At 51.8% G+C, this 25,348-nt stretch carries 30 protein-coding genes; 12 read left to right on the top strand and 18 right to left on the bottom strand.

Features of this window, described 5'->3' with window-relative positions; translation table 11 throughout:
- Positions 1-11: 11 nt before the first annotated feature.
- Genes csgG through csgD form a run of 4 tightly spaced genes read right to left on the bottom strand, consistent with a single transcriptional unit; the run spans position 12 to position 2,355 of the window.
- Positions 12-845 (bottom strand): curli production assembly/transport protein CsgG, encoded by an 834-nt coding sequence (gene csgG, locus RT644_RS09805; protein WP_020457402.1) that lies wholly within the window; start codon positions 843-845, stop codon positions 12-14.
- Between the two features lie 25 nt (positions 846-870).
- Entirely contained in the window at positions 871-1,284 is a 414-nt protein-coding gene (gene csgF / locus RT644_RS09800; protein ID WP_017456369.1) for a curli production assembly/transport protein CsgF, read from the bottom strand.
- 26 nt (positions 1,285-1,310) lie between these two features.
- The gene (csgE, locus tag RT644_RS09795; RefSeq protein ID WP_020457404.1) at positions 1,311-1,700 is read right to left on the bottom strand and encodes a curli production assembly/transport protein CsgE; all 390 of its coding nucleotides are present in this window, start codon (positions 1,698-1,700) and stop codon (positions 1,311-1,313) included.
- 4 nt (positions 1,701-1,704) lie between these two features.
- On the bottom strand, positions 1,705-2,355 hold the full coding sequence (gene csgD / locus RT644_RS09790; RefSeq protein ID WP_313626475.1) for a biofilm master transcriptional regulator CsgD: 651 nt from the start codon (positions 2,353-2,355) through the stop codon (positions 1,705-1,707).
- A 591-nt stretch (positions 2,356-2,946) separates the two neighbouring features.
- On the opposite strand from csgD, the gene csgB reads away from it, so the two are divergent.
- The 5 genes from csgB (at position 2,947) to ymdB (ending at position 5,326) form a co-directional block, all read left to right on the top strand.
- A complete protein-coding gene (gene csgB / locus RT644_RS09785; RefSeq protein ID WP_174240605.1) occupies positions 2,947-3,402 on the top strand; it encodes a curli minor subunit CsgB in 456 nt (151 codons plus the stop codon).
- A gap of 40 nt (positions 3,403-3,442) precedes the next feature.
- Positions 3,443-3,892, top strand: coding sequence for a curli major subunit CsgA (gene csgA, locus RT644_RS09780; protein ID WP_017456373.1), 450 nt, complete (start codon positions 3,443-3,445; stop codon positions 3,890-3,892).
- A 52-nt stretch (positions 3,893-3,944) separates the two neighbouring features.
- Complete coding sequence (gene csgC / locus RT644_RS09775) at positions 3,945-4,265, top strand: curli assembly chaperone CsgC (protein ID WP_020457407.1); 321 nt, start codon at positions 3,945-3,947, stop codon at positions 4,263-4,265.
- Between the two features lie 124 nt (positions 4,266-4,389).
- A complete protein-coding gene (locus tag RT644_RS09770) occupies positions 4,390-4,716 on the top strand; it encodes a hypothetical protein (protein ID WP_313626473.1) in 327 nt (108 codons plus the stop codon).
- 79 nt (positions 4,717-4,795) lie between these two features.
- Positions 4,796-5,326, top strand: a complete 531-nt coding sequence (ymdB, locus tag RT644_RS09765; protein ID WP_313626472.1) for an O-acetyl-ADP-ribose deacetylase — start codon at positions 4,796-4,798, stop codon at positions 5,324-5,326.
- Positions 5,327-5,362: 36 nt separating this feature from the next.
- Here the strand turns inward: ymdB and mdoC are convergent, their stop codons facing one another.
- On the bottom strand, positions 5,363-6,511 hold the full coding sequence (gene mdoC, locus RT644_RS09760) for a glucans biosynthesis protein MdoC (RefSeq protein WP_097407533.1): 1,149 nt from the start codon (positions 6,509-6,511) through the stop codon (positions 5,363-5,365).
- Positions 6,512-6,784: 273 nt separating this feature from the next.
- Between mdoC and mdoG the strand changes: the two genes are divergently transcribed.
- The 3 genes from mdoG (at position 6,785) to RT644_RS09745 (ending at position 11,141) form a co-directional block, all read left to right on the top strand.
- Positions 6,785-8,320: a glucans biosynthesis protein MdoG gene (gene mdoG, locus RT644_RS09755; RefSeq protein ID WP_313626744.1), complete on the top strand. Its 1,536-nt coding sequence runs from the start codon at positions 6,785-6,787 to the stop codon at positions 8,318-8,320.
- Positions 8,313-10,841, top strand: coding sequence for a glucans biosynthesis glucosyltransferase MdoH (gene mdoH / locus RT644_RS09750; protein WP_313626471.1), 2,529 nt, complete (start codon positions 8,313-8,315; stop codon positions 10,839-10,841). The genes mdoG and mdoH overlap by 8 nt, the downstream gene beginning before the upstream one ends.
- A gap of 72 nt (positions 10,842-10,913) precedes the next feature.
- Complete coding sequence (locus RT644_RS09745) at positions 10,914-11,141, top strand: YceK/YidQ family lipoprotein (protein WP_313626470.1); 228 nt, start codon at positions 10,914-10,916, stop codon at positions 11,139-11,141.
- Here the strand turns inward: RT644_RS09745 and RT644_RS09740 are convergent, their stop codons facing one another.
- The 3 genes from RT644_RS09740 to RT644_RS09730 all read right to left on the bottom strand — a co-directional run bounded on the left by RT644_RS09740 (position 11,142) and on the right by RT644_RS09730 (position 14,180).
- Complete coding sequence (locus RT644_RS09740; protein ID WP_020457413.1) at positions 11,142-11,531, bottom strand: MysB family protein; 390 nt, start codon at positions 11,529-11,531, stop codon at positions 11,142-11,144.
- Between the two features lie 342 nt (positions 11,532-11,873).
- Entirely contained in the window at positions 11,874-13,121 is a 1,248-nt protein-coding gene (gene mdtG / locus RT644_RS09735) for a multidrug efflux MFS transporter MdtG (RefSeq protein ID WP_045507039.1), read from the bottom strand.
- Positions 13,122-13,259: 138 nt separating this feature from the next.
- Positions 13,260-14,180 carry a Kdo(2)-lipid IV(A) acyltransferase gene (locus tag RT644_RS09730; protein WP_020457415.1) on the bottom strand — a complete coding sequence of 307 codons (921 nt, stop codon included), beginning with the start codon at positions 14,178-14,180 and terminating at the stop codon, positions 13,260-13,262.
- A 217-nt stretch (positions 14,181-14,397) separates the two neighbouring features.
- Between RT644_RS09730 and RT644_RS09725 the strand changes: the two genes are divergently transcribed.
- The gene (locus RT644_RS09725) at positions 14,398-15,447 is read left to right on the top strand and encodes a rhodanese-related sulfurtransferase (RefSeq protein WP_045507042.1); all 1,050 of its coding nucleotides are present in this window, start codon (positions 14,398-14,400) and stop codon (positions 15,445-15,447) included.
- Positions 15,448-15,481: 34 nt separating this feature from the next.
- Here RT644_RS09725 and RT644_RS09720 read toward each other — a convergent pair whose 3' ends face one another.
- The 10 genes from RT644_RS09720 to mdtH form a co-directional block, all read right to left on the bottom strand.
- On the bottom strand, positions 15,482-16,057 hold the full coding sequence (locus RT644_RS09720; protein WP_020457417.1) for a YceI family protein: 576 nt from the start codon (positions 16,055-16,057) through the stop codon (positions 15,482-15,484).
- Between the two features lies 1 nt (position 16,058).
- The gene (locus RT644_RS09715; RefSeq protein WP_020457418.1) at positions 16,059-16,625 is read right to left on the bottom strand and encodes a cytochrome b; all 567 of its coding nucleotides are present in this window, start codon (positions 16,623-16,625) and stop codon (positions 16,059-16,061) included.
- Between the two features lie 259 nt (positions 16,626-16,884).
- Positions 16,885-17,001 carry a YceO family protein gene (locus tag RT644_RS09710; RefSeq protein WP_020457419.1) on the bottom strand — a complete coding sequence of 39 codons (117 nt, stop codon included), beginning with the start codon at positions 16,999-17,001 and terminating at the stop codon, positions 16,885-16,887.
- Positions 17,002-17,052: 51 nt separating this feature from the next.
- Positions 17,053-18,171, bottom strand: coding sequence for an N-methyl-L-tryptophan oxidase (solA, locus tag RT644_RS09705; RefSeq protein WP_313626469.1), 1,119 nt, complete (start codon positions 18,169-18,171; stop codon positions 17,053-17,055).
- Positions 18,172-18,291: 120 nt separating this feature from the next.
- Complete coding sequence (gene bssS, locus RT644_RS09700; protein ID WP_017456389.1) at positions 18,292-18,546, bottom strand: biofilm formation regulator BssS; 255 nt, start codon at positions 18,544-18,546, stop codon at positions 18,292-18,294.
- Positions 18,547-18,823: 277 nt separating this feature from the next.
- Positions 18,824-19,069, bottom strand: a complete 246-nt coding sequence (gene dinI / locus RT644_RS09695; RefSeq protein ID WP_017456390.1) for a DNA damage-inducible protein I — start codon at positions 19,067-19,069, stop codon at positions 18,824-18,826.
- Between the two features lie 75 nt (positions 19,070-19,144).
- Positions 19,145-20,185, bottom strand: coding sequence for a dihydroorotase (gene pyrC / locus RT644_RS09690; protein ID WP_045507048.1), 1,041 nt, complete (start codon positions 20,183-20,185; stop codon positions 19,145-19,147).
- A 116-nt stretch (positions 20,186-20,301) separates the two neighbouring features.
- Positions 20,302-20,862 carry a lipoprotein gene (locus tag RT644_RS09685; RefSeq protein ID WP_313626468.1) on the bottom strand — a complete coding sequence of 187 codons (561 nt, stop codon included), beginning with the start codon at positions 20,860-20,862 and terminating at the stop codon, positions 20,302-20,304.
- 123 nt (positions 20,863-20,985) lie between these two features.
- Positions 20,986-21,633: a glutaredoxin 2 gene (grxB, locus tag RT644_RS09680; RefSeq protein ID WP_313626467.1), complete on the bottom strand. Its 648-nt coding sequence runs from the start codon at positions 21,631-21,633 to the stop codon at positions 20,986-20,988.
- 65 nt (positions 21,634-21,698) lie between these two features.
- On the bottom strand, positions 21,699-22,907 hold the full coding sequence (gene mdtH, locus RT644_RS09675; protein WP_017456394.1) for a multidrug efflux MFS transporter MdtH: 1,209 nt from the start codon (positions 22,905-22,907) through the stop codon (positions 21,699-21,701).
- A gap of 237 nt (positions 22,908-23,144) precedes the next feature.
- Here mdtH and rimJ point away from each other — a divergent pair, with 237 nt between their 5' ends.
- Genes rimJ through RT644_RS09660 form a run of 3 tightly spaced genes read left to right on the top strand, consistent with a single transcriptional unit; the run spans position 23,145 to position 25,312 of the window.
- A complete protein-coding gene (gene rimJ / locus RT644_RS09670) occupies positions 23,145-23,729 on the top strand; it encodes a ribosomal protein S5-alanine N-acetyltransferase (protein WP_020457425.1) in 585 nt (194 codons plus the stop codon).
- A gap of 9 nt (positions 23,730-23,738) precedes the next feature.
- Positions 23,739-24,386: a YceH family protein gene (locus RT644_RS09665; protein WP_045507054.1), complete on the top strand. Its 648-nt coding sequence runs from the start codon at positions 23,739-23,741 to the stop codon at positions 24,384-24,386.
- Between the two features lie 2 nt (positions 24,387-24,388).
- The gene (locus RT644_RS09660; protein ID WP_313626466.1) at positions 24,389-25,312 is read left to right on the top strand and encodes a Gfo/Idh/MocA family oxidoreductase; all 924 of its coding nucleotides are present in this window, start codon (positions 24,389-24,391) and stop codon (positions 25,310-25,312) included.
- The last annotated feature ends 36 nt before the right edge of the window (positions 25,313-25,348 follow it).

Here is a 25,348-nt window from a genome sequence, read left to right as displayed (position 1 = left end):
ATATTTATTTTTCAGGACTCCGGCGGCACCGCCATTTCACGGTATTTAGCCAGCACAGGATTATGGCGATCGGCGCCTTGTTGCAAATCCCACAGTCCCCGATCAATCCCGTCATTGATTAGCAAAATCACCCCCGTTTCAATCGCTGACATCAGGCAGAGCATGACCGGTTCGTTGGCGGTATAGCCAACTTCTCCTTCCAGCAACCGCTGGTAGTCGATAAAGCGAAATACCCCAGCCTGTACTTCATAGGAGAGGATGGTTTTGCTGGTGTTGACCGACGAGAGAATTTCCCCGGTCGTGACATTAATCACCCGCAAATTCACCGCAATTTGATCCAACTGATATTGTGTGTCTCCGCCGATGCCGAAATAACGCGCACCAATGCCGCCGGATTTTACATTGCTCTCGTAGCCAATAATGGATCCTTCAATCATGATATTCGCGGCAGTCAGCGAGGGAAGAGGAACGCGATTGTTGATGGCAACAGTCCCGTTTTCTTGCGCGGCGCGAATGATTTTTCGTTCATTTAGCAGATTCTGCAAACCCTGGCGTTCCAGCGGGACAAACCAGCGCGAATCTTTCAGCGCCGTCACCAGCATTGCGGTCGCGCTTTGCGGGACAGCGGTAGAAAAGTTACTTGCCGGGTAGGGTTTAAATTGCCCGGTTTCATCCTGGATGTTATACACCGAGACGAAAATTTTCCCGCTTGGCATCGGCAGATGCGTCAGATCCTGGTAACTTTGCGCCCGCGGCAACAGCGTCGGCTTAGCGGCTTGTTTTGGCGGCGCAGTGAGGCAACCGCTTAATAAACACACGGCGAATAAAATAAATAGACGCGACATAGTTGTTGTCCTGTTAGACAGTGGCTTAAAAGTCCGTTGAACCGCTTTGCAATCCCGACACCTGAATCGTAGATGTCTTGCCGGTTTTTCTGTCGGTGACGTTTAATTGCAGTTGTCCGTCTTTGTTGGAAATATCCACGATAAAATCGCTGGTCACCATTCGCCCGGGTTTACCGGTATTAATATTGGTAAGTAATCCGCCCAATATTTGTGATTGTATTGCCTGGGTGAAATTATCCAGCGCGGAAGTGGTTTCCACGCCGTAATCCTTATAGCTGGGATCGGTATAAGAATTTTGTGCCTGGGCGCTATTTAATAAAAATGCACCGTTATTAGGATTACCGCCGAAATTAGGATTACGAAACTGGAATGTCATGGTTCCCGCCCAGCATGCAGGCGCGACAAGCAACAGCGCAAGCAGGGTATATATGCTTCGCATAATAGCCTCCGGAGATTTAACGTATTTTAGAATTCATCACTCGCCATATCGCCAACGCTCAGCAGCGCCTGGTTTATTTGCAGGTGATCGATCGCTTGCTGGGTTTGCGCCAACGCGATTTCAACATTTTTCTCAAAGTCGCGGTGCGTCGGGAAAAGAAACGTCTGGTATACGACACTCTGATTGACGATTATCGTTATCCAGCTTCCCCAACGGGCGCTAGGTCGTTCATTGATAGTTAAATTCCCTTTCCAGTTACTTTCCCATTTATCACTAAATGCACGATAAAAATCGTGTCCGACAGACGATACAGTGTGATCGGCTAACAGCCCGGGAACTTCGACTTCAACAGCCGATACGTTTACGCAGGCGATCAGCAAAGTGGCAGTTGCCAGACGATACCCATAGCGTTTCATCGCACTAACGCCTGAGATTATCGTTAGCCCAGGAGACGGCTTGCGTGCGGTTTTTTACAGCTATCTTCCTGAAAAGATTATAAAGATGCGTTTTAACTGTATTTTCACTAATGAACAGCGAACGGGCTATTTCAATATTTGATGCGCCGATACGCAGCTTATTAAGGATCTCTTTTTCCCGGTGGGTGAGCAATGCAGATTCAGTGCTGTAGTAACGATAATTCCCGGCATGAGTGATGAGATAACTCGCCAGTTTTTGCGAGAAATAGCACTCACCACGTTGTACGCCTTGTAAGCCATCGACCAGCTGACTTCTGTCCTCGGAAATGTAAAAGACACCCGTAATATTTGGCCAGTTTTCTACATCCTGGAATGGGTAATCAAGAGGGGTATTCATCAGCAATAACTTAATATCACCATTTCGTTGTGACAGGATATTCTGCCATTGCTGAATCAATTTTTTATCCGCATCCATCATGTCGAATAAGACGATGCTCAATGCGGGAATCTCATCGAGAGGCCGTTGAATATTATGGAGCTTTCCGGGCAAAGAGAGCGCAAATTTTAAATGCTGGAGAAGCGCCGTTGCCTGTAATGAAGGTTTGGTTATTAATAATAAGACTGAAATAGCTGAACTATGGACTTCACTAAACATGATGAAACCCCGCGTATTTGTTTTTTGTTCATCAACTTCAACCCCCCGGTTATTCACCGGGGAAACCAGATGTACTGTCGGATGCGCTATGCTGTGTTCAGGAATAAGTGATCAGCCCGTGCAAGGGAGAAATAATACAAAGTAATGAGTGCTGCGAATTCAATCTAACGCTTGCAAACCTTAAAGCAAGTGTGAATCATGTAACAGAATGTAAAATTAAATATTGAAATGTTATTTTGATGTTCGGGGAAGTAGATATGCAAAGGCAAAAGCAGGGCGGGTTACAAAAGAATATTGTGCAAGAATTTATATTAAGAACAATGACCTGACTTTTGTTGACTTCAGGTTCACCTTATTTTCACGTTTTGCTCTGGCCACGTATCCTGGGCATTGACGCTTATAACGCCGGGGTAATTATTTAAGAAAAATCATCTGATGCCGCCTCTGCTGCAAACGGGGGATAATTATACTTCATGCTTTAGAATGACAAGGTTAATGAAAATCCAACTTGCTGGTGAGATATTTTCTTTTTATCCACGGCATACTCAGTTTTGCAACCAGGTATTAACAAATAAGTTTGGCGGTGACAGCATGAAGAACAAAATAGCCTTTATGATGTTAACCCTGCTGGGAATTCCGTGCCTTGTAACAGCAGCCGGATATGACCTGGCAAACCCGGAATATAATCTGGCGATTAATGAGTTAAGCCAGGCGCCTTATAATCAATCAGCCAATATTGATCAACATGGTGCGAGTAATAATGCGCATATTGATCAACGAGGCTCGAAATTATTAGGTGTTATTTCGCAAAATGGCGGAAACAATTCAGCGCAAATTAACCAGTCCGGAAGTTATAACCTTGCTTATATCGATCAGGCCGGGAGTGCCAACGATGCGAGTATTACGCAGGGGGCTTATGGTAATAGCGCGGTTATTATTCAGAAAGGCTCGGGCAACCGGGCAAATATCACGCAGTACGGTACGCAAAAAACGGCAGTAGTGGTGCAACGACAGTCGCAAATGGCTATTCGCGTTATTCAACGTTGAAAGTCTTGCGGCTTTAATCTCAATCCAACGGGGGTTTACCATGAAACTTTTCCAAGTGGCAGCATTCGCAGCGATCGTTGTTTCAGCAGGTGCATTTGCAGGTAGTGTCCCGCAGTATGGCAATGGCGGCGGTCATGGCGGTGGCAGCAATGGTCCAAATTCTGAACTGAGCATTTATCAATATGGCAGCGCCAACGCCGCCCTTGCTCTGCAAAGCGATGCACGTGAATCTGACCTGACTATCCATCAGTATGGTTCCGCCAACGCCGCCGATGTGGGCCAGGGTTCTGATGCCAGCTCTATCGATCTGGTCCAGAACGGGGCGCAAAACAATGCCACTATCGATCAGTGGAATGGCCGCAACTCTGATATTTCTGTGAGCCAGTATGGTGTGGGTAACGGCGCGCTGGTTAACCAGACTGCATCGGGCTCGAGTGTCACTGTCCAGCAAACCGGTTACGGTAACCACGCTACCGCGAATCAGTACTGATCCCCCGGGCAGGAATAAACAGGGCTACGGCCCTGTTTTTTTTGGAGGCGCTATGCATACCTTATTATTGCTGGCGGCGTTATCCAGCCAGATCACGTTCAATACCACCCGCGAGGGCGACAATTACACCATTACTCCGCTGGTGCAGGTTACGCAGGATTGTGTTTGCCAGGTGCAGATTATTACCGAGCGCGAAGGTGCTGCGGGGGTGAGCCAAAGCCGGCAACGAAACACAATGACTCTCCCGGCGAATCAAACAACCGCAATTTCGCGCATTCATTTGAATATTTCCGCGCACGATAACGTCAAAATTCTCGTCACGGTATCTGATGGTCAGTCGCTCCATCTCTCCCGGCAGTGGCCCGCCGAATAATAATTTACTTAATCCAGGATACGGCGAACATATTCCTCATCTGAATGCTAATTTTAATTAAGGAACGCGCTAACGGTGCCGATATTTAACTTACCAATAGCCGAAGCTCAACCGCCAGGGATGAGTGATTTACGAGGTGTTTATGCGTCTGTTTCAAGCGTTCGTGTTCCCTGTTGCCTGCTTTTTTATGATGTCATCCGCCTATGCCGGAACCCAGCAGGCAGGAGGGGCGATCCATTTTCGTGGTGCCATCGTTGAAGGCGGCTGCGAAACTCGCACTCAGAACCAAAATCTGCAGCTTTCGTGTTTGCAAAACAATCAAATGCAGACCCGGCAAATCCATGTCAACGAGGTAACCGGGCAATCACTCTCTTCGCCGGTTGCGCAAGTCCAGATGCGCTATCTCGATGCGCAGCAATCCCGCGCCGAGGTTACCATCACCTATAACTGATGATTTTGAATATGTTGCCCTTGCTATTTCCGGATACACTTAACGGTGTTAACGGGTTACTGGCGGATAGGGGGCAAAAATGCAACCACGTATGCAGGTGCTTCAGGGGGATATCACCACGCTTGAAGTGGATGTGATTGTGAATGCAGCAAACTCATCATTGCTTGGCGGCGGCGGTGTGGATGGCGCGATTCATCGTGCCGCCGGACCTGCTTTGCTCGATGCGTGCCGGCAGGTACGTCAGCAGCAGGGCGAGTGTCCGCCAGGCCATGCGGTGATCACGGCGGCAGGAAATTTAAAGGCGAAAGCGGTGATCCATACCGTTGGGCCGGTCTGGCGTGGCGGAGAAGAGAATGAAGCGCGCTTACTGGAGGATGCATACCGCAATAGCCTTCAACTGGCGGAAGCCAATAGTTACACGAGCATTGCTTTTCCCGCTATCAGTACCGGCGTGTATGGTTACCCAAAAGCCGCGGCGGCCGAAATCGCCGTTAATACCGTCGCTGCGCACCTTATACGTCGGCCTCAACTCCAGAAGGTGATCTTTGTTTGTTTCGATGACGAAATGACGCAGCTTTACCAGCGCTTACTGACTCAGCACATCCAATAAGGCGCGGCTGCTCTGCGGGCAGGGCAGCCGGAAACCTTATCTGGCGTGAGCATGCCGCTTCGCGTCGTTTTGCTGCGGCTTGCCGGAAAAAAGGAAGCGTAGCAGCGGAATGCGCAGATGGATTTCATACAGCAGCACCGCAATGCCAATGACGAAGATCAGTCCGGCAAGAAAACCAAGGAGATTGGACTGGATATGCGGTGTGATCCACGCACCAAATAGCAACGTCAGCGGATGGTGTACCAGATAGATAAACAGGGATGCGTTCACGAAATAACTCACACGCGCTGACTGGAAGTTCAGCAACTTGTGGCCCAATGAAAAGACGACATTGACCATCCACAGCCCCAGCAGCATGGTGATAACCGCCTCGGTTTCGTACATCCAGCCATCACCACTGCCATAGCGCTGGTTAAGCAAATAAGCACCAAAGGCCAGCGCTGAGCCGAGCATGCACCATGGCGAAGGCGTGGTGAAAAGTGATTTCAGGCGCGAGTTAATGAATGCCAGCGCACCAAGAATGAAGAACGGAATGTAGAACAACGTCTGCATGACCGCAAAATTAAACAGCGCGTCACGTAATATATCCGGATAGATCATCAACACAATTCGACGCAACGCAGCCCATGCGATACCTAACAGCAGGAACCAAAGCGACAGTTTCGCCAGCGAAATATTGCCAGCCAGCCGGTTAGCGCTATTTTTTAGTTTTTTAAACAGCACCATGCTGATCGTTGTTAATACCACAAGGACTAATAAAAACCATAAATGGGAGATGAGTTCCCATGACAGCGTGTTGAATTTGTCATAAGTCGATAGGGTGTGCCATTCGGCTGTTTTATCTTTCACATATTGCAACATAATAAATTGCGGCAGCGTCAGCAGCGGGATCGCGGTGAGCATTGGAATGCCGACGCGCTCAACGCGCAGCTTCCACCAGCGCTTAAGCGGATAGCGCAAATACAACATGTATGAAAAATAACCGGAAATGACAAAAAACACCTGCATACGGAACGCATGTATGGCGTCATTGAACAGCGTTAGCCACCATGAAGGGTAGGCGCTGTTTACGTGCCACATATGGCTGGAGTAGATCAGCGAAATATGAAATGGGATCCCAAGCAGCATCAACCACGCGCGTATGGAATCAAGGAAATATTCTCGTTGTGCGGGGGTTTTGGTCATATCACTCCGTACATTCTCAGACTTTTCGTCTTATCCATAAGACAAATAATGATTACATTCGCAACCAACCCTACACTATGACCGATAACCTGTCTCCAGGATAAGCCTGCAAAACGATAAAGGGTTAGTTTCATTTGCTTATTCAATGAGCCTGCATGGAGAACAATGCGGGGATTCAGTTGTCGGATAGCCTGAGTTTCCATTAAAATGGATCGGATCGATTTAAGCACACAAAGGGGGAAGTGCTTAGTTATTATGAAACCTAAATTACGAATGATGAAAATGCGTTGGGTTGGTGCTGCTGTTCTGTTGTCACTTTATACGTCATCAGGCTGGGCCTTTTCTATTGATGATGTCGCAAAACAGGCACAATCACTGGCCGGTAAAGGCTACGAAGCACCCAAGACCAATTTGCCCTCTGTGTTCCGTGAGATGAAATACGCGGACTATCAGCAGATCCAGTTTAACCATGACAAAGCCTACTGGAACGCGATCAACACCCCATTTAAGCTTGAGTTTTATCACCAGGGTATGTACTTCGACACGCCAGTGACCATCAACGAAGTGACTACCACTGCCGTACGTAAAATTAAATACAGCCCGGATTACTTCAATTTCGGCAATGTCCAGCACGATAAAGACACGGTCAAAGACCTCGGTTTCGCCGGTTTCAAAGTTCTGTACCCCATCAATAATAAAGATAAAAACGATGAAATCGTCAGCATGCTGGGCGCAAGCTACTTCCGCGTGATTGGTGCGGGGCAGGTGTATGGCCTTTCCGCTCGCGGTCTCGCCATTGACACCGCACTGCCATCTGGCGAAGAGTTCCCGCGTTTTCGTGAGTACTGGATTGAGCGTCCAAAACCAACTGACAAACGCCTGACTATTTACGCGCTGCTGGACTCACCGCGTGCAACAGGCGCATACCGTTTTGTGATTATTCCAGGCCGCGACACCGTGGTAGATGTGCAGTCCAAAGTTTACCTGCGCGACAAAGTGGGCAAACTCGGTGTTGCGCCGCTGACCAGTATGTTCCTGTTTGGGCCGACGCAACCCTCTCCTGCGACCAACTATCGCCCGGAATTGCACGATTCTAACGGTTTATCGATGCTGGCAGGCAACGGCGAGTGGATTTGGCGTCCACTGAATAACCCGAAACATCTTGCTGTGAGCAGCTATGCGATGGAAAACCCGCAGGGCTTTGGTCTGCTGCAGCGTGGTCGTCAGTTCTCCCGTTTTGAAGATATCGATGACCGCTACGATCTGCGCCCGAGCGCGTGGGTAACGCCGAAAGGCGAGTGGGGCAAAGGCAAAGTCGAACTGGTTGAAATCCCGACCAACGATGAAACTAACGATAACATCGTCGCTTACTGGACCCCGGATCAACTGCCGGATCCGGGTAAAGAGATGAACTTCAAATACACCATCACCTTTAGCCGTGACGAAGACAAGCTGCATGCGCCAGACAATGCGTGGGTATTGCAGACGCGTCGCTCCACAGGGGATGTGAAACAGTCAAATCTTATCCGTCAACCTGACGGGACTATCGCGTTTGTGGTGGATTTCACCGGCCAGGATATGAAAAAGCTGCCGAAGGATACCCCAGTAACCGCGCAAGCCAGCATTGGCGATAACGGTGAGATTGTGGAAAATACCGTTCGCTATAATCCGGTTACGCAAGGTTGGCGTTTGATGTTGCGCGTGAAAGTCAAAGATCCGAAGAAAACCACGGATATGCGCGCGGCGCTGGTCAACGCCGACCAGAACCTGAGTGAAACCTGGAGCTATCAGCTACCTGCCAATGAATAAGACAACTGAGTATATCGACATGCTGCCGCTTTCCGCATCGGAAAAAGCGGCGCTGCCGACAGAGAGCATTCGCAGCGTGCATGAGGCGCTGGATAAAGAGCATACGAGCTGGACGCGTGAAGATGATACGCCGCTGGGTTCTGTGAAAGCACGTCTGGAACATAGCTGGCCGGATTCGCTCGCTGAAGGGCAATTGATCAAAGACGATGAAGGGCGTGCACAGCTTCAGGCGATGCCGAAAGCCAAACGCTCTTCGATGTTCCCCGATCCGTGGCGCACGAACCCGATTGGCCGTTTTTGGGATCGTCTGCGCGGGCGCGAAGTTGCGCCCCGTTACCTTGCGCGTTTGACCAAAGAGGAGCAAGCACACGAGCAGAAATGGCGTACCGTTGGTTCTATCCGCCGCTACATCCTGCTGGTGCTGACGCTGGCGCAAACCGTCGTCGCCACCTGGTATATGAAAACCATTCTGCCTTATCAGGGCTGGGCGCTTATCAACCCAACGGATATGGCGGGCCAGGATCTGTGGGTTTCCTTTATGCAGCTCCTGCCGTATGTGCTGCAAACCGGTATCTTGATCCTGTTCGCGGTGCTGTTCTGCTGGGTTTCCGCCGGGTTCTGGACTGCGTTGATGGGCTTCCTGCAACTGTTGATTGGCCGCGATAAATACAGCATTTCGGCCTCGACGGTGGGCGATGAACCGCTAAACCCGGAACATCGCACGGCGCTGATTATGCCTATCTGTAACGAAGACGTGGATCGCGTGTTCGCGGGCTTGCGCGCAACCTGGGAATCTGTGAAAGCCACTGGCAACGCGGCGCACTTCGACGTCTATATTCTGAGCGACAGCTACAACCCGGATATCTGCGTAGCCGAGCAGAAAGCCTGGATGGAATTGATTGCGGAAGTGCAGGGCGAAGGGCAGATTTTCTACCGTCGCCGCCGCCGTCGCGTAAAACGCAAAAGCGGTAATATCGATGACTTCTGCCGCCGCTGGGGCAGCCAGTACAGCTACATGGTGGTGCTGGATGCGGACTCTGTGATGAGCGGCGAGTGTCTGACCGGGCTGGTACGCCTGATGGAAGCGAACCCGAACGCCGGGATCATCCAGTCGTCACCGAAAGCGTCCGGGATGGATACGCTCTATGCACGTTGTCAGCAGTTTGCGACCCGCGTTTACGGGCCGTTGTTCACTGCGGGCTTGCACTTCTGGCAGTTGGGTGAATCCCACTACTGGGGGCATAACGCGATTATCCGCGTGAAACCGTTTATTGAGCACTGCGCGCTGGCGCCGCTGCCGGGTGAAGGTTCGTTTGCCGGTTCGATTCTGTCCCACGACTTTGTCGAAGCCGCGTTGATGCGCCGTGCCGGTTGGGGGGTGTGGATTGCTTACGATCTGCCAGGCTCATATGAAGAGCTGCCGCCGAACCTGCTCGATGAGCTGAAGCGCGACCGCCGCTGGTGTCACGGCAACCTGATGAACTTCCGCCTGTTCCTGGTAAAAGGTATGCACCCGGTTCACCGCGCAGTGTTCCTCACCGGTGTGATGTCCTATCTCTCCGCGCCGCTGTGGTTTATGTTCCTTGCGCTTTCCACGGCCTTGCAGGTGGTGCATGCGCTGACGGAGCCGCAATACTTCCTGCAGCCGCGCCAGTTGTTCCCGGTGTGGCCGCAGTGGCGTCCGGAGCTGGCTATTGCGCTTTTCGCTTCGACAATGGTCCTGCTGTTCCTGCCGAAGCTACTGAGTATCATCCTGGTGTGGTGCAAGGGGCCGAAAGAGTACGGTGGTTTCATTCGCGTAACGATTTCCCTGCTGCTGGAAGTGCTGTTCTCGGTGCTGCTTGCGCCGGTGCGTATGCTGTTCCACACCGTGTTTGTGGTCAGCGCGTTCCTTGGCTGGGAAGTGGTATGGAACTCGCCGCAGCGTGACGATGACTCCACGCCGTGGGGTGAAGCCTTTATGCGCCACGGTTCTCAGCTGCTGCTGGGGCTGGTATGGGCAGTAGGGATGGCATGGCTTGATCTCCGCTTCCTGTTCTGGCTGGCACCGATTGTCTTCTCGCTGATCCTGTCGCCGTTCGTGTCGGTTATCTCCAGCCGGTCTACCGTCGGACTGCGTACCAAACGCTGGAAACTGTTCCTCATCCCGGAAGAGTATTCTCCGCCGCAGGTACTGGTGAACACGGATAAATATCTGGAGCTGAACCGCTCGCGCAGCCTGGAAGATGGATTTATGCATGCGGTGTTTAACCCGTCATTCAACGCGCTGGCAACGGCGATGGCAACGGCTCGCCACCGCGCAAGCCACGTGCTGGAAATTGCCCGCGATCGCCATGTTGAGCAGGCGCTGAATGAAACACCAGAGAAGCTGAACCGCGACCGTCGCCTGGTGTTGCTGAGCGACCCGGTCACACTAGCGCGTATGCACTATCGCTTGTGGGCGGCGCCGGAGAAATATCTGTCATGGGCGAGCTACTATGAAACGCTCAAGCTTAACCCGCTGGCGTTGAAGGCAAAGTAAGCCGACATTAAGGAAAATACCGGCCTGAGAGCCGGTATTTTTTTATCTGTATCAGATAAGAAGAGGTTGTCTGTGAGAGTAATTTTAGTAGTCGTCATGGCGTATCTGCTAAGCGGTTGCGGCAGCATCGTCAGTCGGACAATTCCTGGCCAGGGACACGGTAATCAGTATTACCCCGGCGTTAAGTGGGATGTCCGCGACTCCGCGTGGCGCTACATTACCGTACTTGATTTACCTTTCTCACTGGTGTTTGACACACTTTTGTTACCGCTGGATACTCATCACGGCCCTTACGAGTAATCAGCGCTCGTCCCACTCGTCAGCGGCTGTCTGTCCCTCTTCGGTATCCAGCGGTGGTTCCAGCTGGAATTCACCCTCGTCCCATTCATGCAGCGTATTCTCTTCCTGCCACTCCTGGCTTATCTCAATCTCATCGAAATCGCCGTCAAAGACACTTTGTGCGGCTTCACCGCTGAAAAGAGGCAAGCATTCACCGGGCTCTTCTTCATCCGCAAAAAACTCAGCGCGCCACGCGATATCGCCATCCTGAAGAACATACTTTTGCACATTGAATTGCTGCACGCTGATTTCTTCTTCATCAAGATCCGGGTTGTCGGCAATAAATAATTCCCGCGCGGCATCAATTGCTTCCGACAGTGTTGAGTAATACTCCAGTTCAGTTTCGGCCATATCATCGCTCCTGAGATAACAGTAAAAAAGGTATGCACAAACCTATAGACGCTGGCTTTGCGAGCGTCAAATTTGTCATAAATAAATCAGCGATTTCATGGCATAACGAGAAAGGTGTCGCGCTGAATAACTGTACACCTGCAGAATTCGTGACGAATGTTTGTGACTGCGTTTTATGTTTAACGTGTTGCAAGATAAAGATGGTCAGTCATGCCAGTTATCCCGCTTTTCAGCTTTAATTAATTCGGGAAATTTGCACGAAACAGCATCGCTTCTTATACGCGGGGCAGCCTGGATGTAAGGCAAATATCTATTGTATCGAGTGGGCGATCACGCTTTACGCTACTGCTGGCGTTGAACGCTGCGGGTTGCCTCGGTTCTGGCACGGCGGGCAGGGCGCTGCAAACTGCACCATGAATAAATGGCATTAAACAGAACGACGCCCGCCGTCACGCAAAACACCGCACGAAAACCGTAGCTGGCCGAGACCGCCGCACCCATCAGCGGGCCGGTAACATTACCAATATCGCGGAATGACTGGTTGTAACTGAATATACGTCCGGCAATTTGACTGGTGGAGTTGTAGACCAGCAACGTTTGCACCGCAGGGAGCAAGGCGCCGTCTGCAGCGCCGAGCAGGAAGCGCAAAATGCCCAGTTGCCATGGCGTTTGCACCATTGACATTGGCAGCAGTAGCAAGACGGAGATTATCAATGCCGCGACGAGGATTTTCTCCGGGCCGATTTTGTCGCCCAATTTGCCCAGACGAGGTGCGCTAAGCAGTGCCGCGACGCCAGGCACGGAGGCAATCATGCCGCTGATAAAGGCAATGTTGCTGACATTACCGGCAAGATCGCGCACATAGAGTGTCAGAATCGGCGCAATAGAGCCCGTCGCTACCTGGATAATCATGGTGGTGATGAACAGGCTCAACACCAGTTTGGGGCTTTTTAGCGAGGCGAAAACCTCTTTGAAGTGCAACATCTCGCGTTTTGCCACCGGGGTGAAATTTTCGCGGATGCAAAGTAGCGTGAGCAGAAAACAGATAAAAAGCACAGAAGCGGTAATAAAAAAGACCATCCGCAAACCCCAGCTATCGGCCAGCAAACCACCAGCCAGCGGGCCAAGCAGCGCGCCGCTGACGCCTCCCGTTGAGAGCGTCCCCAGCGCCCAGCCGCTTTTATTGCGCGGCATTTGCGTGGCGATCAGGGCATTGGCGTTGGGGATAAAACCGCCCAGCAAACCGAGAAGCGCCCGCAGCACAAGGAGCTGCCAGACATTTTGTGCGATGCCCATTAACGCCATAACAATCGCCATGCCGAGCGCGGAACGCAGTAGCATGATTTTGCGTCCTTTACGGTCGGCAAGACCGCCCCAGAAGGGAGAAGCGATGGCAGAGAACAGGAAGGTGATGCTAAAGACTAAACCGGACCACATATTGAGCGCACCGGGATCGGTGATGCCAAGCTGCTCGACATAGAGGGGGATAAAGGGCATCACCAGGCTAAACGCCGCGCCAGTGAGAAAACAGCCAAACCAGGCAACGGTGAGATTGCGCTTCCAGTTTATTGGGGCATCAGAGTGAGACATAACCGTCCATAACAGCACACATTAATAATAGTCGATAGTAAGCATGCTAATTATGCGCCCGGGTTATGATTGCCGCAATGCGCTGACGCAGGTTTGTATGACAAAAAAAGAGCCTGCATTTGCAGGCTCTTTATCGCTTCAGTAGCGAGAGGGGACGCCTTCCGGGCGCGTTTTGAAGCGGCGATGCAACCACATATATTGCTCTGGCGCCATCATTATGCAGCGCTCAACGACTTTGTTCATCCATGCTGCGGTGGTTTCTGCGTCATCGAGTGGAGGAGAGCATTCCGGTTCGAGAATAATCAATTCATACCCTTTACCGTCCGGTTTACGGCGTGGAACAAAAGGTACGATACAGGCCTGGGACATGCGGGCCAGCATCCAGGTTCCTGACGTGGAAGCCGCATCTTTAACGGCAAAGAAAGGGGCGAAAACGCTGGCGCGCGGGCCGTAGTCATGATCGGGCGCATACCAAACGACATCACCCGCTTTCAGGGCGCGGATCATGCCTTTGAGATCTTTACGGTCGATCATGCTTTTATTGGAACGCATGCGGCCCCAAGTTTGCAGCAGGTCAATAACCGGGTTGTCGTTCGGGCGATAGACACCGATACCTGGCTCGTTCAGACCAAACATGCGGGCACCGATCTCCAGCGTCAAAAAATGGACGCCGATCAGCAAAATTCCTCGCCCCTGCGCCTGCACGCTTCTGACATGTTCAAAATCGATAACGTCCATCCAGCGTGACATCCGGCGATCGGACCAGAACCAGGCCATGCCGGTTTCCATCAAACCCATGCCAACCGACTCAAAATTTTTTGCGACCATTTTCTGCCGCTCTGTTTCGCTCATGTGCGGAAAGCAGAGTTCGAGATTGCGCTGCGCAATACGCGCGCGACGTTTCATCAGGCGCTGCGCCAGGTGACCAATGCCACAGCCGAGGCGGTAAATCACGGGATAGGGGAGTTGAACAACTAACCACAGCATGCCGACCCCGAACCAGAGAGCCCAGTAGCGCGGGTGCAGCAGCGATGCCGTAAACTTGGGTAAATGCGTCATGACTGTCCTGTTTGAAGCAACAATTCCCTGTATTCTCGCATTTTTTCGGAATTAACCAAAACCATGGCGCACAGAATGCCTGTTTTGTCAGGAATTGTTGCGTCGTAATCGTTAGAATGAGAGAAAATGTAGCGCAAAATGTGTGGATGTAAATTATCAGTATTTGCTTTATGATGCCGCCGTTTTTTCACCCCTAACTTTGCAGGACACGTACACCATGCCAGTGTTACACAACCGCATCTCCAATGATGAACTGAAGGCGCGGATGCTCGCGGAAACGGAACCGCGCGTTACCGTCTCGTTCTATAAATATTTCTCGATTATTAATCCGCAAGCCACGCGCGACGCGCTCTACCAGGCTTTTAGCCAGTTGAACGTGTTTGGCCGTATTTACCTTGCCCATGAAGGTATCAATGCGCAAATCAGCGTGCCACAAAGTAAATTCGATACCTTTCGCCAGACGCTTTATGCCTTCGATCCGGCGCTCGACGGCCTGCGTTTAAATATCGCGATTGATGATGACGGTAAATCCTTCTGGGTGCTGCGCATGAAAGTCCGCGACAGGATTGTTGCCGACGGTATCGAAGATGAGAGTTTTGACGCCAGCGATGTGGGGGATTATTTGAAAGCGGCGGAAGTGAATGCCATGCTCGACGATCCTGATGCGGTGTTCATTGATATGCGCAATCACTACGAATACGAAGTCGGACATTTCGCTGGTGCGCTGGAGATCCCGGCGGATACGTTCCGCGAGCAGCTACCGAAAGCGGTCGAAATGATGCAGGAACATAAAGATAAGAAAATCGTTATGTACTGCACCGGCGGTATTCGCTGCGAGAAAGCGAGTGCCTGGATGAAGCATAACGGCTTCACTAAAGTGTGGCATATCGAAGGCGGCATTATCGAATATGCGCGCCGCGCGCGCGAACAGGGCTTGCCGGTGCGTTTTATCGGTAAAAACTTTGTATTTGATGAGCGTATGGGCGAGCGCATTTCCGATGACGTTATTGCTCATTGCCATCAGTGCGGCACACCCTGCGATTCCCATACCAATTGTCGTAATGACGGCTGCCATTTGCTGTTTATTCAATGTCCGGCCTGCGCTGAGAAATTTAATGGTTGCTGCAGTGAGCTGTGCAAAGAAGAGAGCGAATTGCCGGAAGAAGAGCAGCGTAAACGTCGCGCCGGGCGGGAGAATGGCAACAAAATCTTTAACAAATCCCGTGGTCGTCTGAATACCAAACTGGGCATTCCGGATCCGGAATAAACCCTGGGGAGAGGGTTGCCCCTCTCCCGCAATCTTACTTCTGACGCACGCCTTCCACGGAAATAATCAGTTCAACGTCCTGTGACGCCGGACCCAGATCTGTGGTGATGTTAAAATCTTTCAGCTTAATTTTGCCGGAAGCTTCAAAGCCTGCGCGCACGCCGCCCCACGGATCATCGCCCTGGCCCATCAGTTTCGCCGCCAGCACTACCGGTTTGGTGACGCCATTCAGCGTCAGATTGCCGGTAATATCCAGCCCGTCACCCGCTTTTTTCACCTCGGTTGAAGTAAAGGTTGCCTGCGGGAATTTGGCGACATTCAGGAATTCAGCACTGCGTAAGTGTTTATCACGCTCGGCGTGGTTGGTATCGACACTGTTAGTGTTAATGGTCACGTTCACTTTGTCTGAGGCCGGGTTGGCTTCGTCGAAGCTAAACGTCCCGTCGAAATCTTTAAACGTGCCATAGAGCCAGCTATAGCCGAGGTGCTGGATACGAAAATTAACGAAGGCGTGTTGACCCTCTTTATCAATTTTGTAGTCCGCAGCGATAGCAGAACCCGTGGTGAACAGCAGCGAAGCGAGAGCGAGTCCCGGCAGGATTTTCTTCATATTATGCTCCAGAGTCAGGCGACGATTTTCCCAGCATGCGCTTGAGAGTGACGTCTTTATCGATGAAATGGTGTTTAATCGCGGCAAGGCCATGTAATACGGACAGCACAACCACTGTCCATGCCAGCCAGAGGTGAATATTTCCGGCAAGATCGGCTTGTGATCCGGCATCGGCAAGCGTTGCGGGGATCTCGAACAGGCCGAAAACGTTGATGGGTTTACCGTCGGCCGTGGAGATGAGATAGCCGCTGAAAAGAATGCCGAACAACAGCAAATAGAGCGCGATATGAACAAGCACGGCGCTGATATGCGTCAGACGTGAATAGCTGGCGAGCGGCTTTGGCGGCGGGGAAAGAAAACGCCACACTACCCGGAACACGAGGCCGAGCATGAGCAAAATGCCGATGCTCTTATGGAGCTCAGGCGCTTTATGATACCAGCCGTCGTAATAGCTCAGCGTCACCATCCACAGACCCAACGCGAACATACCATAAACCACAATGGCCACCAGCCAGTGCAGAACAATAGAAACGGCGCCGTAGCGCTCAGGTGAATTGCGTAATGGCATAATTGTTAATCTGAGTTAATAACTGGTTAAATTAAAATGGCGGGAGAGAAACAATATTGCAACTCAAAATTACGCTATTGAATCGTTATTTTTTCTATATCATCGTTTTTGAATGACTTTGCTGGATAACATTCAGCACATTAGGTGGACTGTGGTGTAAGTCCTCAATTTATTGAGGTTTTGCTGCGGAGATGATGTTTAAATATTCTGCCCTGACAATATATTTTTATAAGTATATGTCAATTTTTGTCAGTGTTTATCAAGATGCCCATACGATATAGATAATATCGATCAGTGCGATCAGTAACCACAGCGCAATATAAAGCATCAAATGTTCACGCACGTTATTTATTAAGTAATGAAACAGACGGCGCATATTCTCTCCGTAAAAATGCAATAAGCGACCCCGAACGAGGCCGCTGAAAGGTTACCCGGTAAAACGGGAAAGTGAGAAAGGTTGTAAATCAAAATGCGAACGTTTGCCGTGGGCAAATTCACAGGCAATTTCGCCCAGCACTGGCGCAAATTTGAAACCGTGTCCGCTCAGGCCTGTGACAATCAGCGTGTCCGGGGATCCCGGCAGCGTATCAATAATAAAGTCTTCATCCGGTGAGTTATCGTAGGTGCAGGATGCACCGTACAAGCACCCACCGATGCCGGGCAGAAACTGGCGCAGGAAAGCGAAACATTCGGAGCCATCTCCCGGCTCTTCGCCAAACGGCTTACGCTGCTGCGCGTCGCTGATAAGCTGCCCGCCGTTGTGACGGCCAATTTTTAATTCATTGTCTTCCGCCGGGAAGCCGTAATACTGGTCGCCATTGGGCATTTCACCGGTAAACGCCGGAAATTTGTTTTTGGTGCTGTAACGGCCATCGGCCTGGAACCACGCAAAAACTTTGCGTACCGGTTGTATCGGCAATTCAGGCAGCAGTTTTTGCACCCACGTCCCCGCGCTGACAAGAACTTTTTTGCCGTGGAATGTCCCTTCCCGGGTATCGATGCTGATACCGTCTTCATGATGATGTAGCGCGGTGACCGGGCAATTGAAGAGCTGAGCGCAGCCCGCCTCTTTGGCAAGACGGATCCAGGTCTTTACCGCCAGTTCGCTACGCAGCACACCGGAGTCGGCTTCAAACAGGCCGATGTAATCGTCGGGTACGCGGATTTCCGGCCAGCGAGCCATCAGTGACGGGGCATCGAGTTTTTCGACGGCTAGCTGCCACTGCGCTGCGCTTTGCGCGACGTTAGCCAAAAATGTGGAATCAGCCGGACCAATGTTGATAACGCCTGTACGGTCAAATACCGCTTCGCCGCTTTCCGCCGCCAGTTGCTCCCACAACTGCTGCGCGCGCAACACCAGCGGAACATATTTTTCGCCTTCGCCGTAAGCGTGGCGAATTAAACGCGTATCACCGTGGTGGCTGCCTTCCTGATGGGGCGGCAGGTGAGCGTCGGTCATCAGCACATTCAGCCCGCTTTGCGTGGCGTAATAGCCTGCCGCTGCGCCGACAGAGCCGCTGCCAATAATAATGAGATCGTATTTCATGGTGGTGTTCTCCAGGCAAATGCGTGTTCAGGAGGGTAATTAACCTGGGAACGTTATACAAGGACAGAAATAAGAAAGGCACCACAAGGGTGCCTGTTGAGTCTATATAGCGCATTATCACTAATGCCTGCGATACTCATCTTCCTGGTAGTCGCCCGATTCAATCTTGGCAATGCCCGCTTCGAGTATCGATATAAACTGGCGGGCAACATCGGTCGTTAACCACAACGTCTGGCCGACTTCGGTCTCTTCCTGAGCGGCTCTGTTTGGGGTCTGGTAGTGTAACCGGAGCATCAGTGCGTCGTAGCTATCCACGGTGCTGATGTCCCATCCGACCAGTGGATGGGTCTGGATGACTTCATTATTCTTTACCATCATAACCCCCTTTATTGGCGTGTTTAATTCGACAACGACTCTTGAGGTTCAATGCGTGTTTTATTTGAAGCTTTTTCAGTATACCAACAAGTGGGGTTGTAGATCGAATAATTAAACACTCTGCAACATGTTTTTTCGGCCGTTAGATTTTTTTGAATAAGAAAACGGGCTCTTAACCATATATTTTTATTAAAAAAGATCTGCACCAGGATTGCGCTTAAAAAAACAACAAAAAAAGCCGGGGCGACCCGGCAATAAGCACAAACTTAAAGAGAAATTAGTCGGTGATAAACCAGTCGTCGGCGCTTTCCCAGGTTTCCTGCAAAATTTCAGTTATGCGATCTTTATCTTCTTTTGCACCGCCTAAAACCGAAAGATTATTTGCTGCGGCATAGCGAACCGTAATTTTGTTTTCGCGATCGGGGTAACAATTGTTCAGACGACGAGATAACTCGCCCGCCAGTGCATCAACAGCACCAGGCGGTAAGGGTGTGGTTTTGGCGATAGTCACTTCAATGCGCATAATAGCCCCCTGTGTAATTTACTGTATGTTTATACAGTTAAGCGAAAAATATTACAACAGGGAGCGATAATTTTTTTATTTAACGCGCCAGCGCACGGTTTCACCGGCGAGGAACGGCACCAGTGAATCTTCCGGCAGCGCAATCGTCTCTGGCACCTGGCTCTCTTCACGCACCAGCTCAACAAACGTTTCGTTCACCGGTAAGCCATAGAAACGTGGCCCGTTGACGGAACAGAACGCTTCAAAGTGCTGGAGGGCGTTCATCTCTTCGAACACGGTTGCATAACTGCCAAGCGCGGTGGGGGCGTTGAAACAACCGGCGCAGCCGCAGCTGGCCTCTTTACGATGACGCGCATGCGGCGCAGAGTCCGTACCGAGAAACGCGCGCGTAAAGCCGCTGGCAACCAGTTCGCGCAGCGCCTGCTGGTGAATATTACGCTTCAGGATCGGCAGGCAATAAAGATGCGGGCGCACGCCACCGACCAGCATATGGTTACGGTTAAACATCAAGTGCTGAGGGGTAATGGTCGCGGCCAGCAACTCATTGCCATCGCGCACATAGTCTGCGGCATCTTTGGTCGTAATATGCTCAAACACCACTTTCAGCCCCGGCAGGCGCTGGCGTAACGGTTCCATGACCGTTTCGATAAACCGCGCTTCGCGATCGAAAATATCAATATCCGCGTGCGTCACTTCACCATGCACCAGCAGCGGCATGCCCAGTTTCTCCATCCGTTCCAGAACCGGCATAATCGCATCTATGCTGGTAACACCATGGCTGGAGTTGGTCGTGGCATTCGCCGGATAGAGTTTCGCTGCCGTAAATACCTGCTCGTTAAAGCCGCGTTCGACTTCATCGGCGCTCAGGCTGTCGGTCAGATAGCAGGTCATTAATGGCGTAAAATCATGCCCGGCGGGTACGGCGTCAAGAATACGCTGGCGGTAGGCGATAGCCGCATCCACAGTGGTGACAGGAGGAGCAAGGTTCGGCATGACAATGGCGCGGGCGTAAGTTTCGCTGGTCCACGGCACCACGGTTTTTAGCATTTCGCCATCACGTAAATGGACATGCCAGTCGTCAGGACGGCGGATTTTCAAAACCTGGGGTTGGGTCATTGGAGTGCTCCGGCTGGTGAGAAACAGGTGTTTTTTGCCGGGCACTAAGAATAAGCGGAAACGTTTTCGTTTGCATCCTTTTCCTGAAAAAAAGGGCGCTCGCGGCGCCCTGTTATTTAGTCGGTGAGGGGGATAATAATTTCGCCCGGTTTCACCTCAATCCCTTTGGCATATTTTTTCGCCAGCGCCTCGCCTTTGCTGTTGTCTTCTTTCAGCACATAAGCAGGGCGTTGGTTAAAGTAATTGCGCAGCGACTGATTAAGATAAGGCATCAACGTTTGTAACACGGTCTGCATTTTTTCCGGTGTCACGGTGGCGTTAACCACTTCCATCTCTTGCAGGTAAATCGCGCCTTTTCCTTTATCAAACACCGGCAACGCTTTGAGTTTCAATTTGATGATGGCTTTCTGGTTGCCAAATAGCGAGGTCATATCCAGATTCGCATCACCGGTCAGCGTGATTTTATTGGGTTCTTCGCGACCGATTTCACTGGCCAGGTTATTCAGCACAATATGGGCATCCGCAACGCCGGGCACGCCAATATCTTTGGCGAAGTCGTTACGCTTCTGTAGCGCCTGGTTAATCTCCTGTTCGCTGATAGAATATTGGGTCAGTTGATTGCACCCCACCAGCACGCCGCTCAACAGTAATGCTGCGGCAAAAATAATTCTCTTCATGAATTCCTCAACGTGATCGCCATGCTACGACGCAGGGGCGTAGCATGCGACACACACTAAATAAAGGCCAGCGGAAAAAGCTGAAAGGCATGACGGAAGCGGGCGCGCTTCCGTCATGGGCGGTTAAATAGCCATTGATGACAGCAAGTTAATTTGTGTCTGTTTCGCCATATTGTCGCGGTACGCTGCAACGCGGCTTGGCCAGTTGATACCGCTTACCAGCGTCAGATTACGCAGCAGCGGGAAGAGATGAATATCATCATCGGAGAGTTCTCCGTTCACCGCGTTGGGCTGCACAATCAATTTATCCAGCACACGTAAATCGTCGCTGATATTTTTCGCTAATCCTGTGGAATGGCTGAGGTGCTCGGCGAAATCGCCAATGGCGGCCTCTTTTTTGGCTACAAACCCGGCGCGCGCCTGTGGCGTGTAAAATTCGTCAAACGCCGATTTCGCAAAGCGGGGGATCAATAACTTATTAACGTAACCATTAACCTTGCGCAGCCACTCTTCGATTTTCGGGTTTTGCGTGCCGGTAAGCAGCGGTTTGCCATCGAGCTTATCGACATAGTGAACAATATCCATGCTTTCCGGCAGATAGCGGCTGTCGTCCTTTTGCAGGATCGGCACCATTTTCTGGCCAATCATTTTCGTCGGTGTGGCTTCGTCATCATTGAGCAGGATCTTGAGTTCGACGGGGATGTTCTTGAGGCCGAAAATCATGCGGGCTTTAATGCAGAACGGGCAGTGATCGTAAATGTAGAGTTTCACGTTTCTCCTCCATACTGGCTTATCCATCAATTACCAGTATGGAAGAGGGAAAACCGGCGTGCAAATCAGGCGCCGGGCTCGAGCATGGTCGGGCGAATACGTTTGTGGCTAAATTGCCACAGTAGCGCCATGGAGGTAATCATCCCGATAACGCCAAGCATCATCCACGGCAACTCTGGCTGGTTAAATGCTTTCCCGGCGTCAAACAGCCAGCCGCCACCGGCATAACCAAGCGCGCCACCGAAGGCCAGCCCAAGACGGCTGAACCCCATATAGCTGCCGCGTGCACGGGCATCGGCCAGCTGTGCGCTTAACGTTTCCCGCGCGGGTTCGGCAATTATGGAGCCAATATAGAAGGTGCAAATCAGCGTGAAGAGCTGCTGCAGCGTGCCGACCATCCCCACCGGCAGCAGGCTGAAGGACATCACCAGCAGACCCGCCATCAGTCGATGCTCAAGACGAAAGCGTTTTTCACTCCAGCGAGCAATGGGATAAAGCAGCGTCAGCGACAGACAGGCTTCAATGGCATACATCCACTTCACTGCCGCCGGTGAGCCGGCAATGTCGTTAACCATAATCGGCAGCATCAACATGACCTGCACCGCCAGCATGTAATAACCGGTAAGGGTCAGTACGTAAGTCACAAAGCGCTTGTCACGCAGCACGCGCGTCAGACCTTCGCGCACCGGTGCTTTCACCGTTGAGAGTTTCCAGGCAGGTAGCAGCCAGGCGTTAAATGCGGCACATAAAATAAACATCAGCGCACCGGCCGCACATACCAGACGAAAGTCATATTGCAGCAGCCAGCTGCCGAGCAGCGCGCCAATAACGGCTCCTGCGCTGTCCTGCATCATTAATAGCGAGAAAAAACGGCTGCGCTGATTAGGGCGCACCAATTTCACCACCAGCGCGGAGCGCGGCGGATCAAACAGCGTGCCGCCCAGCCCGGAAAGAATACAGGAAAGCCACAGCAGCCAGGGTTCATGCGCCACCGCCATCGCGGCAAAACCACCCGCGCGCATCAGCATGCCGGTGACAATCAACGGCTTGGCGCCGAAGCGGTCGGCAATCGCACCGCCAAAAATCCCCAACCCTTGTTGAATAAACTGACGCAAACCGAGCGCAATGCCGACCATTAACGCCGCCCAGCCAAGCTGGTCAACAAAGCGGATAGAAATCAGTGGGAAGACAACGAAAAAGCCGAGAACAACCAGCATATTATCGACAAGCAGGAAATATTTACCCAGGCTCCTTGCCTGCGATATGCGCGCCATTTCCCCTCCGGGAAATAAGAAAGATAAGACCTTCTTATTCTGCGGTTTCGCCGGGCCTTTTCCCATCTTCGTGGTGACAATATTTTTTTATCAACATCTGCCTTTGATTGAGACTTTTCATCGAAAATGGTGTTTGACGCAGAAAATGCCATGTTGCTGTTTTCCCACAGCCCCGGAGCAACTGTATAGTAAAGGGAAGGGGTTAAAAGAGTCGTAAAACGGAAGGAGTGGTAATGCATGTTTGGCTATCGCAGTAACGTGCCGAAAGTACGCTTAGTAACAGACCGCCTGGTGGTTCGCCTGGTGCATGAGCGCGACGCCTGGCGGCTGGCGGATTATTACGCCGAAAACCGCCAGTTTTTAAAACCCTGGGAACCCGTGCGCGATGAAAGCCATTGTTATCCTTCCGGTTGGCAGGCGCGCCTGAGCATGATCAATGAATTTCATAAACAGGGTTCTGCGTTCTACTTTGCGCTGCTCGATCCGGAAGAGAAAGAGATAATTGGCGTGGCGAATTTCTCAAACGTGGTGCGCGGCTCTTTTCATGCCTGTTATCTGGGGTATTCCGTCGGCCAGAAATGGCAGGGGCAGGGGCTGATGTTCGAAGCGCTCACCACCGCCATTCGCTATATGCAACGCACGCAACATATGCATCGCATTATGGCGAACTACATGCCGCACAATAAACGCAGCGGTGATTTGCTGGCGAGGCTTGGCTTTGAAAAAGAGGGCTATGCCAAATCGTATCTGTTAATTGACGGGCAATGGCGCGATCACGTGCTTACCGCATTAACCACGCAGGAATGGACCCCCGGTCGCTAAGGAGTTTTGATGAAGTATCAATTAACCGCCGTCGAGGCGAGGGTGATTGGTTGTTTACTGGAAAAACAGGTGACGACGCCGGAGCAATACCCGCTCTCCATTAATGGTGTTGTCACTGCCTGTAATCAAAAAACCAACCGTGAACCGGTGATGAACCTTGCTGAACACGAGGTGCAAACGGTGCTGGATGAACTGGTCAAGCGCCATTATCTGCGCACGGTAAGCGGTTTTGGTAACCGGGTGACAAAATATGAGCAGCGTTTTTGTAATTCGGAATTTGGCGATCTCAAACTCAGTTCTGCCGAAGTGGCGCTGATCACTACGCTGTTACTGCGCGGGCCGCAAACGCCGGGCGAGTTGCGCACCCGCGGCGAACGGATGCATCAGTTCAGCGATATGGCTGAAGTGGAAAATGCGTTAGAACATCTGGCGACGCGTGAAGACGGGCCGTATGTGGTGCGTCTGCCGAGAGAGCCGGGCAAACGCGAAAGCCGCTTTATGCATCTTTTCAGCGGCGATGTGCAGACGCTGGTGAATGTTGTGGAAGCCGTCAGCCCGCCGGATGCGTCTCTGGCAGCGCGTGTCGATGCGCTGGAAGCGGAAGTGGCTGAACTGAAGCAGCGTCTCGATTCGCTGCTCGCACATCTGGGAGATTAACAGTGACAACTTTACGTATCGGTGTGGTAGGGCTTGGCGGCATTGCGCAAAAGGCCTGGTTGCCGGTGTTAGGCGCAGCAACTGACTGGACGCTGGCGGCGGCCTGGTCGCCAACGCGGGAAAAGGCGCTGCGCGTGTGCGAAACCTGGCGCATTCCGTATGCCGACTCGGTGGCTTCCGTGGCGGCACAATGCGATGCGGTTTTTGTCCATACTTCCACGGCTTCACACTATGCGGTCGTCAGTGAGTTGCTCAATCTCGGTGTACACGTTTGTGTGGATAAACCGCTGGCGGAAAACTTACAGGATGCGGAGCGGCTTATTGAGCTGGCCGCACGTAAAAAACTGACGCTGATGGTCGGGTTTAACCGCCGTTACTCCCCGCTTTACCGCGAGCTAAAACAGCAGATGCCGCAGGCCGCTTCGTTGCGTATGGATAAACACCGTACCGATAGCGTCGGGCCGCATGATTTACGCTTCACCCTGCTGGATGACTACCTGCACGTTGTGGATACCGCGCTATGGCTGGCGGGCGGTGCCGCGCAATTAAAAAGCGGGACGCTGCTGACCAATGACGACGGCGCTATGATTTATGCCGAGCACCATTTCAGTGTTGAACACCTGCAAATTACCACCAGCATGCATCGCCGGGCGGGCAGCCAGCGGGAATGGGTTCAGGCGGTGACGGACGGCGGCTTATTCGACATAACCGACATGCGCGAGTGGCGCGAAGAACGCGGGCAGGGCGTCGTCGCCCGTCCGGTGGCGGGCTGGCAGAGTGTGCTGGAGCAGCGCGGTTTCGCCGGATGCGCCCGCCATTTCATTGAATGCGTGCAAAATCAGACAGTTCCGGAAACCGCAGGTGAGCAAGCGATCCTCGCCCAGCGCGTGGTAGACAAGCTCTGGCGCGAGGCGATGAGTGAATAATGCCCGGTAACATCTGGCGATAGTAATTCGCCTTTT

Source organism: Kosakonia sp. (genome assembly GCF_032104925.1).
Taxonomy (GTDB): domain Bacteria; phylum Pseudomonadota; class Gammaproteobacteria; order Enterobacterales; family Enterobacteriaceae; genus Kosakonia.
The sequence above is the reverse complement of the archived record's forward strand: the minus strand, read 5'-3'. Positions and strand labels throughout refer to the sequence as shown.

What these genes read in the sequence shown, in the direction of transcription:
- RT644_RS09720 (WP_020457417.1), bottom strand. Translation starts at nt 16,057, where the DNA reads ATGAAGAAAATCCTGCCGGGACTCGCTCTCGCTTCGCTGCTGTTCACC.
- RT644_RS09730 (WP_020457415.1), bottom strand. Translation starts at nt 14,180, where the DNA reads ATGACGCATTTACCCAAGTTTACGGCATCGCTGCTGCACCCGCGCTAC.
- csgF (WP_017456369.1), bottom strand. Translation starts at nt 1,284, where the DNA reads ATGCGAAGCATATATACCCTGCTTGCGCTGTTGCTTGTCGCGCCTGCA.
- csgD (WP_313626475.1), bottom strand. Translation starts at nt 2,355, where the DNA reads ATGTTTAGTGAAGTCCATAGTTCAGCTATTTCAGTCTTATTATTAATA.
- mdoG (WP_313626744.1), top strand. Translation starts at nt 6,785, where the DNA reads ATGATGAAAATGCGTTGGGTTGGTGCTGCTGTTCTGTTGTCACTTTAT.
- RT644_RS09740 (WP_020457413.1), bottom strand. Translation starts at nt 11,531, where the DNA reads ATGGCCGAAACTGAACTGGAGTATTACTCAACACTGTCGGAAGCAATT.
- pyrC (WP_045507048.1), bottom strand. Translation starts at nt 20,185, where the DNA reads ATGACCCAACCCCAGGTTTTGAAAATCCGCCGTCCTGACGACTGGCAT.
- bssS (WP_017456389.1), bottom strand. Translation starts at nt 18,546, where the DNA reads ATGGTAAAGAATAATGAAGTCATCCAGACCCATCCACTGGTCGGATGG.
- RT644_RS09725 (WP_045507042.1), top strand. Translation starts at nt 14,398, where the DNA reads ATGCCAGTGTTACACAACCGCATCTCCAATGATGAACTGAAGGCGCGG.
- csgG (WP_020457402.1), bottom strand. Translation starts at nt 845, where the DNA reads ATGTCGCGTCTATTTATTTTATTCGCCGTGTGTTTATTAAGCGGTTGC.
- dinI (WP_017456390.1), bottom strand. Translation starts at nt 19,069, where the DNA reads ATGCGCATTGAAGTGACTATCGCCAAAACCACACCCTTACCGCCTGGT.
- RT644_RS09715 (WP_020457418.1), bottom strand. Translation starts at nt 16,625, where the DNA reads ATGCCATTACGCAATTCACCTGAGCGCTACGGCGCCGTTTCTATTGTT.
- RT644_RS09685 (WP_313626468.1), bottom strand. Translation starts at nt 20,862, where the DNA reads ATGAAGAGAATTATTTTTGCCGCAGCATTACTGTTGAGCGGCGTGCTG.
- csgB (WP_174240605.1), top strand. Translation starts at nt 2,947, where the DNA reads ATGAAGAACAAAATAGCCTTTATGATGTTAACCCTGCTGGGAATTCCG.
- ymdB (WP_313626472.1), top strand. Translation starts at nt 4,796, where the DNA reads ATGCAACCACGTATGCAGGTGCTTCAGGGGGATATCACCACGCTTGAA.
- csgC (WP_020457407.1), top strand. Translation starts at nt 3,945, where the DNA reads ATGCATACCTTATTATTGCTGGCGGCGTTATCCAGCCAGATCACGTTC.
- solA (WP_313626469.1), bottom strand. Translation starts at nt 18,171, where the DNA reads ATGAAATACGATCTCATTATTATTGGCAGCGGCTCTGTCGGCGCAGCG.
- csgA (WP_017456373.1), top strand. Translation starts at nt 3,443, where the DNA reads ATGAAACTTTTCCAAGTGGCAGCATTCGCAGCGATCGTTGTTTCAGCA.
- csgE (WP_020457404.1), bottom strand. Translation starts at nt 1,700, where the DNA reads ATGAAACGCTATGGGTATCGTCTGGCAACTGCCACTTTGCTGATCGCC.
- mdoC (WP_097407533.1), bottom strand. Translation starts at nt 6,511, where the DNA reads ATGACCAAAACCCCCGCACAACGAGAATATTTCCTTGATTCCATACGC.
- RT644_RS09665 (WP_045507054.1), top strand. Translation starts at nt 23,739, where the DNA reads ATGAAGTATCAATTAACCGCCGTCGAGGCGAGGGTGATTGGTTGTTTA.
- rimJ (WP_020457425.1), top strand. Translation starts at nt 23,145, where the DNA reads ATGTTTGGCTATCGCAGTAACGTGCCGAAAGTACGCTTAGTAACAGAC.
- mdtH (WP_017456394.1), bottom strand. Translation starts at nt 22,907, where the DNA reads ATGGCGCGCATATCGCAGGCAAGGAGCCTGGGTAAATATTTCCTGCTT.
- mdtG (WP_045507039.1), bottom strand. Translation starts at nt 13,121, where the DNA reads ATGTCTCACTCTGATGCCCCAATAAACTGGAAGCGCAATCTCACCGTT.
- mdoH (WP_313626471.1), top strand. Translation starts at nt 8,313, where the DNA reads ATGAATAAGACAACTGAGTATATCGACATGCTGCCGCTTTCCGCATCG.
- RT644_RS09710 (WP_020457419.1), bottom strand. Translation starts at nt 17,001, where the DNA reads ATGCGCCGTCTGTTTCATTACTTAATAAATAACGTGCGTGAACATTTG.